Source organism: Nonomuraea sp. NPDC050404, from assembly GCF_040655495.1.
Taxonomy (GTDB): domain Bacteria; phylum Actinomycetota; class Actinomycetes; order Streptosporangiales; family Streptosporangiaceae; genus Nonomuraea.
On the sequence record NZ_JBFAKB010000070.1, the window covers coordinates 1 to 7,955 of the forward strand.

Here is a 7,955-nt window from a genome sequence, read left to right on the forward strand (position 1 = left end):
CGTTAAACCCCCCCGACTGCCCCCCGCGGGGGGGGGGGGGGGCCGCCGGGGGGGCGGCCCCCCCCCCCCCCCCCCCGACTCGTTGGATCCAGCGCGGCCGCACATGGACTGCTATTGGAATGGACCATTCCGTTCTGCTATAGTTCCCTTATGACGCGGCGGACCGCCGCACCTTGAAGGGACACATCATGAGCCAGAACACTGTCACCCGCTGGGAGATCCTCGACGGCGCTCACGAGGCGCTGCGCACAGCCGTGGCGGGCGCCACCGGGCCGGTCTGGGGCCGGGCCACCCCGTGCGAGCTCTGGACCGTCACGCAGGTGCTCCAGCACGCGGCCGGCGACCAGATCGGCTTCGCCGCCGCGATCACCGGCGGTCCCGGCCCTGACGAGGACCCCTTTGCCCCCTCGGGGGCGCTGGGCGGAGACCCGGCCGAAGTCGCCGACCGGGCGATGCGGGCCTCCGCCGCCGCGTTCGGCGCTGTCGCCCGTGACGCGGATGCCGTGCCGACGCCGATTCCTCCGCATTCCTTCCCGGCAGACCTCGCCGTGGGCGCCTGTGCCCTGGACGCCGCCGTGCACGCGTGGGACATCGCCATGGCCACCGGGCAGAGTTCGCCGCTCTCCCCGGAACTGGCCAGGGCGCTGATGCCCACCGCCCGGGTGATCGTCGACCCCGTGCGGGCCTGGGGCGCGTACGCCGCGGCCCTGCCGGAGGTGGCGCAGGACGACGACGTGGCGGCCCTGCTGCGCTACCTCGGCCGCGACCCGCACTGGACCGCCTGAGACAGCGTGGTCAGCTCGAACAGCGGCGCTCCCATGGCCGCCGCCAGCCGCCCGATGTCGGGTGCGCCCGTGCCGATGACCACCAGCCGGTCCGCCGTCAGCGCCATCTCGCTCATGAGGTGGCTGGAGACCAGCACTGTACGCCGTGCGGCGGCCGGTTGGAGGAGTTCTGGGCGGTTCTGTGAGTTCTCTGTGAGCGGGGCGCCGCCACGTGGGGGCGCGCGGCGCCGCTCGCCAGGATCCACAGAGAAGTCTCAGGCCAGCGCCGCCCTGAGGCGGCCCGCCAGCTCCTCGGCCTGGGCCTGGCTCCAGGAGATCAGCCCGTTCTCCGACATCAGCGCGTAGAACTGCTGCTCGCGGTACGGGGTGCCCGGCGGCAGCGGGGCGATGTGCCAGTGCAGGTGCGAGTTGCCCTGCTGGCTGCCGAGGGAGAGCACGTACGTGCGCTCGGACGGTACGACCTCCTCCACGGCCAGCGCGACCTTCCTGACCACGCCCATGATGGCGTGGAAGGAATCCTCGTCCAGGTCGCGTACGACGTGCTCGATGTGCTGCTTCGGGCTGACCAGCAGGTAGCCGGGCAGGGTGGGGAATGCGGCCAGGAACGCCAGGTGCAGGTCGTCCTCGTAGACGATCTGCTCGTGGCCGTAGTCCGGATGCCCGGCGACGATGGCGCAGATGAAACAGGGGCGGGATTTCACGCGCGCCTCGTAGGCGGCGACGTCGAAGGGCACGTTCCTTTCGAGATCCATCTCCCGATGATCTCAGTCGGCCACCCAGAGGTCGTAGTCTTGTTGCTACGCTCGTAGCAGCAAGGCTACGATCGTGGTGTGACGGCTGCCATACCTGCCCGGGAGTTGCGGAACAATACCGCCGAAGTGCTGCGGCGGGTCGAATCCGGTGAGGAGATCGAGGTTCTCCGCGACAACCGGCCTGTTGCGAAAATCATTCCGTTCTCCCGACGCCGCCGATGGATCTCCGCAGTAGAGATCGGCGCCGAACTCACTCGGTTGGGTGCGGACGACACCGGTCTTGCCGATGAGTTGCGGGAGACGCTCACTGAGACGACGGATGATCTTCCTTGGTAGAACGCAAGCGCGCGCTGGCTGATACGTCGATCTTCATCGGATTGGAAGCCGAGCGCTTCAACGTCGACCAGTTCGCTGATTTCGAATGGGGCGTCTCTGTCGTGACGCTCGGTGAGCTCAGGCTCGGCGTGCTTCAGGCCCGCGATCCTGACGCGTCCGCACGACGGCTGTCCACGTACCAACTCGCTGAGCGCTTCGAGCCCATAGTGATCGATGAGACAGTCTCTGACGCATGGTCCCTGCTCGTATCCCGGCTACGCGCGGCAGGCCGCAAAGCGCCGATCAACGACAGCTGGATTGCCGCTACCGCCATCGCGCACAACGTTCCTGTCGTTACGCAGGATTCGGCCTATGACCATATGCCCGGTGTCACCGTCATCAAGCTGTGAACCGCACAAGGCGGACCCGGAAGGATCCGCCTTGTGTCTCAGGCGGCGACCTCGGTGGGCTCCCTCGTCGGGAGGGGGTTCTGTTCGGCCTGGTCCCCGTGCGGGAGCAGGCGGGCCGACAGGGCGATCAGGGCGCCGAGTACGACGCCGATGCCGAGTGCGGTGTGCAGTGAGGTGGCGTCCGACAGGAAGCCGATCGCCACGGGGCCCAGCAGGAGGCCCGCGTAGCCCATGGCGCCCGCCTGGGCGATCGCCGGGCCGGGCGAGTCGGTCGCGGTGCCCGCCAGGGACAACGTCAGCGGCGAGATCGTGGCCACGCCGAGGCCGACGAAGAACATCGCCGAGACCGCCACCAGGGCCGACGGAGCGAGCAGGACGACCGCGAAGAAACCGCCCGTGGCCAGGCCCGAGACGGTCAGCATCCAGCGCACCCCGTACCGGACCCGCAGCCGGTCACCCGTGAGGCGGGCGATCAGCATGCCCACCTCGAAGATCGGGTAGCCGAGCGCGGCGACGGCCTCGGGAGCGCCCAGCTCGTCGCGCAGGTACAGGCCGTTCCAGTCGGCGACCGTGCCCTCGACCATGAAGGCGAAGAACATGATCGCGCCGAGCAGGTAGACGATCGCCGGCATGCGGCGGCGTCCCTCCTTCGCGCCGGCCGCCGCCGGGGGCTCCGGCAGGTACGTACGGCCCAGCAGGACCGCGACCGGCAGCGAGACCAGGGCGACCAGGGCCACGTTCAGCGTGAACGACAGCCCGGCGGCGATTGCGAGGCTGCCCAGCGCGCCCGCCGAGATCGCGCCCACGCACCAGCCGGCGTGCATGCCGTTCATCAGGGGACGGCCGTACGCCTGCTCGACCGCGGAGCCTTGGGCGTTCATGGCGACGTCCACAATGCCGAAGGCCATGCCGAACAGCGCCACGGCCACCAGGAGCAGGGGCAGGTCCGGGGCGAGGGCCACGCCGAGGAGGGAGAGCGCCGTCAGGGGGCCGCCTGCCCGCAGTGCCGCCCGGCTGCCGACGCGGGCCATGACGCGTCGCATGGACTGCATCGTCACCAGGGCGCCCATGCCCCACACCAGCAGGATCGTCCCGACCATGGCCTCGGACAGGCCGAGTTTGTCGGTCAGGGCGGGGATGCGCACGGTCATCGTGCCCACCATCAGGCCGGCAAGGACGAAGGTGAGGATCGCCCCGTAACGGGCGTTCCTCAGCACGCTGGTCATAAGGTCACACTCCACTTGTGTTCGTGATTTTTCGTGATAAATCGGTCGGATGGCTGGGGTTGGTGGGCTGAGGTCGGTCGCGCGGCTGCGCGCTGCTCAGATGCTCGGCCGCTCAGATGCTCGGCCGCTCAGATGCTCGGCCGCGCGGTTGCTTGGTCGCGTGGACGGCGGTGGGCTTGAGGGCGCGCTGTTCGCAGCGGGAGCGTCACACGGGTGTGCGCGCCGATGCGACGCGCCGGAAGGCATGCGGGGTGCGTCACGCGGGTGGTGTTACGCGGAGGGTCGTCTTGCGTGGAGGGCGCCGCGTTGGAGTGTCACGCCGGAGCGGCGCACCAGGGGCGGCGCGGTGAGCGGGCGAGGTGCGTGCGCTGTTGGACGTGGCTCGAAGGTCCGGCCGTACCCAGGTCCCCCGAAGGTGACGGCGAAGGGGGCGGGGTCAGGCGGGGGAGGGTTTGAGGAGCGCTCTGAGGCGTTGCTCCAGGGCCCGCAGGTCGTCCTCGGTGTTGAGGTCCGGGTCGTGGCTCGCCACTTCCCAGAGGCCCTCACACGCCAGCCGTACGATCTGCGAAGCCCGGGGATCGGGCTCCTCGTCCAACTCCGCGCGATGCCACCGGGCCATGGCGTCGCGCAGGGGCGCGAGCAGCAGGACGTTGCCCGACGCGCCGGTCACGACCGCCCATCGTCGCAGGCGGCCGGACCTGATGGCGGTCAGCGTCGCGCCCACGTAACGCTCGGTGTAGGTCGGGTCGGGCTGCGCGGTCACCAGGCCGTCGAAATCGTCGATCAGCCGCTCCACCATGGCCCTGATCAGGGCCTCTTTGGAGCTGAAGTGATAGAGCAGGCCGCCCTTGCTCACGCCCGCCCGGTCCGCCACCGCGGCCAGGGTGAGCGCGGTCGAGCCCTGGTCGCAGAGAAGGTCCTCCGCGGCGTCCAAAAGCTCGTCCCTTCGCATGCCCGAAACTGTACCGTCCGGACGGTACAGTTGCAAACGAGATACCCTGAGCACGTGACGAGACCGTCTGCCTACCTTGATCATGCGGCGACCACCCCCATGCTGCCCGAAGCGATCGAGGCCATGACGGAGCAACTAAAACGCGTCGGCAATGCTTCCTCGCTGCACGCGGCCGGTCGGCAGGTGCGCAGGGTGGTCGAGGAGTCACGCGAGACGATCGCCGACTCGCTCGGCGCCAGGCCCAGCGAGGTCGTGTTCACCTCGGGCGGCACCGAGGCCGACAATTTGGCCATCAAGGGCCTCTACTGGGCTCGCCGGCCGCGCGGCCGGGTGCTGATCAGCTCCGTGGAGCACCACGCCGCGCTCGACCCGGCCCACTGGCTGGCCGACAGCCAGGGCGCCGAGGTGGAGTTGCTGCAGGTGGACGAGTACGGCCGGGTCCATCCCGACACGCTGCGCGCCGCCGTCGAACGCGACCCCGACGACGTGGCCATGATCAGCATCATGTGGGCCAACAACGAGGTCGGCACCGTTCAGCCGATCCACGTGCTGGCCGCCATCGCGCACGACCACGGCATCCCCTTCCACACCGACGCCGTACAGGCCGTCGGGCAGTTGCCCGTGTCGTTCTCCGGTTCCGGGGCCGACGCGCTCACCCTGACCGGGCACAAGATCGGCGGGCCCATCGGAGCCGGGGCGCTGCTGCTGGCCAGAGGGCTGACGCCGGTCTCGGTGCAGCATGGCGGGGGTCAGGAGCGTGACGTGCGCTCCGGCACGCTCGACGCGCCCGCCATCGCCGGCCTCGCCGCCGCCGTGGACACCGCCGTACGCGAGCAGGAAGAGCTCGGCCGTCGCCTGGCGGGGTTGCGTGACGAGCTCATCCGGCGCGTCCGCGAGGCCGTGCCCGACGTGGTGCTCAACGGCGACCCTGACGACCGGCTGCCGGGCAACGCCCACTTCTCCTTCCCCGGCTGTGAGGGCGACGCGCTGCTCATGCTGCTCGACGCCAAGGGCGTGGAGTGCTCGACCGGCTCGGCCTGCTCGGCGGGCGTCGCCCAGCCGTCCCATGTGCTGCTGGCCATGGGGGCGGACGCTGCGGCGGCGCGCGGCTCGTTGCGGTTCACGCTCGGGCACACCTCCACGCGCGATGACGTGGACCGGCTGATCGAGGTCCTCCCGGCCGCGGTCGAACGCGCCCGCCGCGCCGGCCTCGGCTGACGCCGGCCGCTCTCAGGTCAGGAAGGGGGCCACGGCGGTCCAGGCGGGGTCGGCGGAGACGTCCACTCTCGGCTCGCCCCCCTCCCAGCCCACGATCAGCTCCTTGGCGTGGATCGCGGCCTCGCTCGTCGGGTCGGCGTACACGTGGATGATCCGGTGCCCCTCCGCACTGAGATGCGCGGCCAGTACGGCGTCGTCGCGCAGCTTGAGCAGGCGGGCGGCCAGGCGTTCCTCGAAGTCGCGCAACGCGGTGAGCGAGTCGCCGACGGGCAGGCCGTTCTCGTCGCGGTGCGCGTACGGGAGCGTGATCATGATGTGCTGGTCGAACAGCGGATGGTCCACCGGCCGCAGCGGATGGCGGGCCGTGGCGACCAGCGGCGCGCCGCTCCCGGTCTGGCCCTCCAGCAGCACCCACTCCTCCTCGCCGTGACCCGAGGCCACGTCGGCGACCACGGCGGGCAGGTGCGCCGCCGCCACGGAGTCGATCGGGTCGAACGTGACCGCCGCGATCTCGCCCACCCACCTGGCCACGTCGTCCTCGCCGAGCAGCCAGTCGAGGGCCAGCAGCGCGGCCTCCATCCTGGTGTCCTCGTCGAGTTCGCCGAAGATCGGGTGGTAGGCCGAAACGTCCACTCTGGGCTGGTTGCGCGGCATGCGCAGGCCCAGCGTCAGCTTGTCGAGCGCGAACTCGAAGCCGCCCACGTCGAGCGTGAGGTCCATCGCCTGCGGGTTGGCCTGCCGCGACGGGTGGAACTCCCACAGCAGGTCGGACGGCGGCGCCGCCTTGGCCCAGCGGTGCGCGAGCGAGCGCAGTTCGGCGTCGCCCGCCGCGGTCACCACCAGGGAGTGCGCGGCCTGCCTGCCGGGGCCCACCTCCCAGACCAGCCCGGGGTCGATCGCGGCGATGGCGGGGGCGAGCCATTCCTCAAGCTTGTCGGCCTCGCCCGCGGCCACCAGCGAGTCGAGCCGCGGCCTGGTCTCCTGCCACCACGTCCAGAATCCGGCGATGGCCTCGGCCGAGCCACCGGCCCCTTCGTCAGCGTCCTTGCGCCCGAACAGTCGCATGGTCGAAATACTCCCAGACCGAGGGCATGGTCGCGCACCCCCGGCAGGACAGTACGCTGGAATGGTCATGGGACTGCGTGTGCTTGCCGCCATGTCGGGCGGCGTCGACTCCGCCGTGGCCGCCGCTCGGATCGCCGAGGCCGGTCACGACGTCACCGGTGTGCATCTTGCGCTCTCGGCGAACCCCCAATCCCACCGCACGGGAGCCAGGGGCTGCTGTACGGTCGAGGACTCGCGCGACGCGCGCCGGGCCGCCGACGTGATCGGCATCCCCTTCTACATCTGGGACATGGCCGAGCGTTTCCAGCGCGACGTGGTCGAGGACTTCGTCTCCGAGTACGCCGCGGGCCGCACCCCCAACCCCTGCCTGCGCTGCAACGAGAAGATCAAGTTCGCCGCGGTGCTGGACCGGGCGCTGGCCCTGGGCTTCGACGCGGTCGCCACCGGCCACCACGCCAAGCTGGCGGACGGGGTGTTGTCCAGGAGCGTCGACCAGGGCAAGGACCAGTCGTACGTGCTCGGCGTGCTCACCCGTGAGCAGCTCGCGCACGCGATCTTCCCGCTGGGCGACTCGACCAAGGCCGAGGTGCGCGAGGAGGCCGCCAGGCGCGGTCTGACCGTCGCCGACAAGCCCGACAGCCACGACATCTGCTTCATCGCCGACGGCGACACCCGCGGCTTCCTGGCCGATCGCCTCGGCGCGGCCGAGGGGCCCATCGTCGACCAGCGCGGCGAGGTCGTGGGCAGCCACCAGGGCGCGCACGGGTTCACGGTGGGCCAGCGCAAGGGCCTGCGCATCGACCGGCCGGCCTCCGACGGCAGGCCGCGTTACGTGTTGTCCATCGAGCCGGTGTCCAACACGGTCACCGTCGGCCCGCGTTCGGCGCTGGAGGTCACCACGATCTCCTGCGCTGGTCCGGTCTGGAACGGGCCCGCCCGCTCCGACGACCTGACCCTGTCCGACGACCTGACCGTGCAGCTCCGGGCCCATGGCGAGGTCTACCGGTGCCGGTTCGAGGAGGGCGCGGGCGGGCTCACGATCGAGCTCGACCGGCCCGCCACGGGGGTCGCCGCCGGTCAGGCCGCGGTCCTCTACTCGGGCGCGACCGTCATCGGCTCGGCCACCATCGTCTCGGCCGGCTAGCCCCGTTTTCCGCACGTGGAGTTAAGTGAAGATCGTTGAGTTTGCCGTGGTGATCGTCGCGCGGTATGACCTGGGCTCGTGAGACAGC

Annotated in this window: 9 protein-coding genes and 1 pseudogene; 5 read left to right on the forward strand and 5 right to left on the reverse strand. The window is 70.6% G+C overall.

What is annotated here, in order from left to right:
• The first annotated feature begins 188 nt into the window (after window positions 1-188).
• A complete protein-coding gene (locus tag AB0I81_RS63595; RefSeq protein ID WP_360680544.1) occupies window positions 189-785 on the forward strand; it encodes a TIGR03086 family metal-binding protein in 597 nt (198 codons plus the stop codon).
• Here AB0I81_RS63595 and AB0I81_RS63600 read toward each other — a convergent pair.
• Together AB0I81_RS63600 and AB0I81_RS63605 are read right to left on the reverse strand one after the other, a co-directional pair.
• Window positions 752-940: pseudogene (locus AB0I81_RS63600) on the reverse strand (hypothetical protein); the annotation flags it as partial. The gene AB0I81_RS63595 and the pseudogene AB0I81_RS63600 sit on opposite strands and share 34 nt — an antisense overlap.
• Before the next feature lie 99 nt (window positions 941-1,039).
• Window positions 1,040-1,537 (reverse strand): HIT family protein, encoded by a 498-nt coding sequence (locus AB0I81_RS63605; protein ID WP_360680547.1) that lies wholly within the window; start codon window positions 1,535-1,537, stop codon window positions 1,040-1,042.
• A gap of 78 nt (window positions 1,538-1,615) precedes the next feature.
• Between AB0I81_RS63605 and AB0I81_RS63610 the strand changes: the two genes are divergently transcribed.
• Window positions 1,616-1,873 carry a type II toxin-antitoxin system prevent-host-death family antitoxin gene (locus AB0I81_RS63610; RefSeq protein WP_360680550.1) on the forward strand — a complete coding sequence of 86 codons (258 nt, stop codon included), beginning with the start codon at window positions 1,616-1,618 and terminating at the stop codon, window positions 1,871-1,873.
• The gene (locus AB0I81_RS63615; RefSeq protein WP_360680552.1) at window positions 1,867-2,262 is read left to right on the forward strand and encodes a type II toxin-antitoxin system VapC family toxin; all 396 of its coding nucleotides are present in this window, start codon (window positions 1,867-1,869) and stop codon (window positions 2,260-2,262) included. The genes AB0I81_RS63610 and AB0I81_RS63615 overlap by 7 nt, the downstream gene beginning before the upstream one ends.
• Before the next feature lie 38 nt (window positions 2,263-2,300).
• On the opposite strand, the gene AB0I81_RS63620 is transcribed toward AB0I81_RS63615, so the two are convergent.
• A complete protein-coding gene (locus tag AB0I81_RS63620) occupies window positions 2,301-3,488 on the reverse strand; it encodes an MFS transporter (RefSeq protein WP_360680555.1) in 1,188 nt (395 codons plus the stop codon).
• Between the two features lie 436 nt (window positions 3,489-3,924).
• Window positions 3,925-4,440 (reverse strand): TetR/AcrR family transcriptional regulator, encoded by a 516-nt coding sequence (locus tag AB0I81_RS63625; RefSeq protein WP_360680558.1) that lies wholly within the window; start codon window positions 4,438-4,440, stop codon window positions 3,925-3,927.
• Between the two features lie 54 nt (window positions 4,441-4,494).
• Here AB0I81_RS63625 and AB0I81_RS63630 point away from each other — a divergent pair, with 54 nt between their 5' ends.
• Complete coding sequence (locus AB0I81_RS63630) at window positions 4,495-5,658, forward strand: cysteine desulfurase family protein (RefSeq protein WP_360680561.1); 1,164 nt, start codon at window positions 4,495-4,497, stop codon at window positions 5,656-5,658.
• Between the two features lie 12 nt (window positions 5,659-5,670).
• On the opposite strand, the gene AB0I81_RS63635 is transcribed toward AB0I81_RS63630, so the two are convergent.
• A complete protein-coding gene (locus AB0I81_RS63635; protein ID WP_360680563.1) occupies window positions 5,671-6,723 on the reverse strand; it encodes a DUF695 domain-containing protein in 1,053 nt (350 codons plus the stop codon).
• 67 nt (window positions 6,724-6,790) lie between these two features.
• Between AB0I81_RS63635 and mnmA the strand changes: the two genes are divergently transcribed.
• Entirely contained in the window at window positions 6,791-7,867 is a 1,077-nt protein-coding gene (gene mnmA, locus AB0I81_RS63640) for a tRNA 2-thiouridine(34) synthase MnmA (RefSeq protein WP_360680565.1), read from the forward strand.
• Window positions 7,868-7,955: the final 88 nt, after the last annotated feature.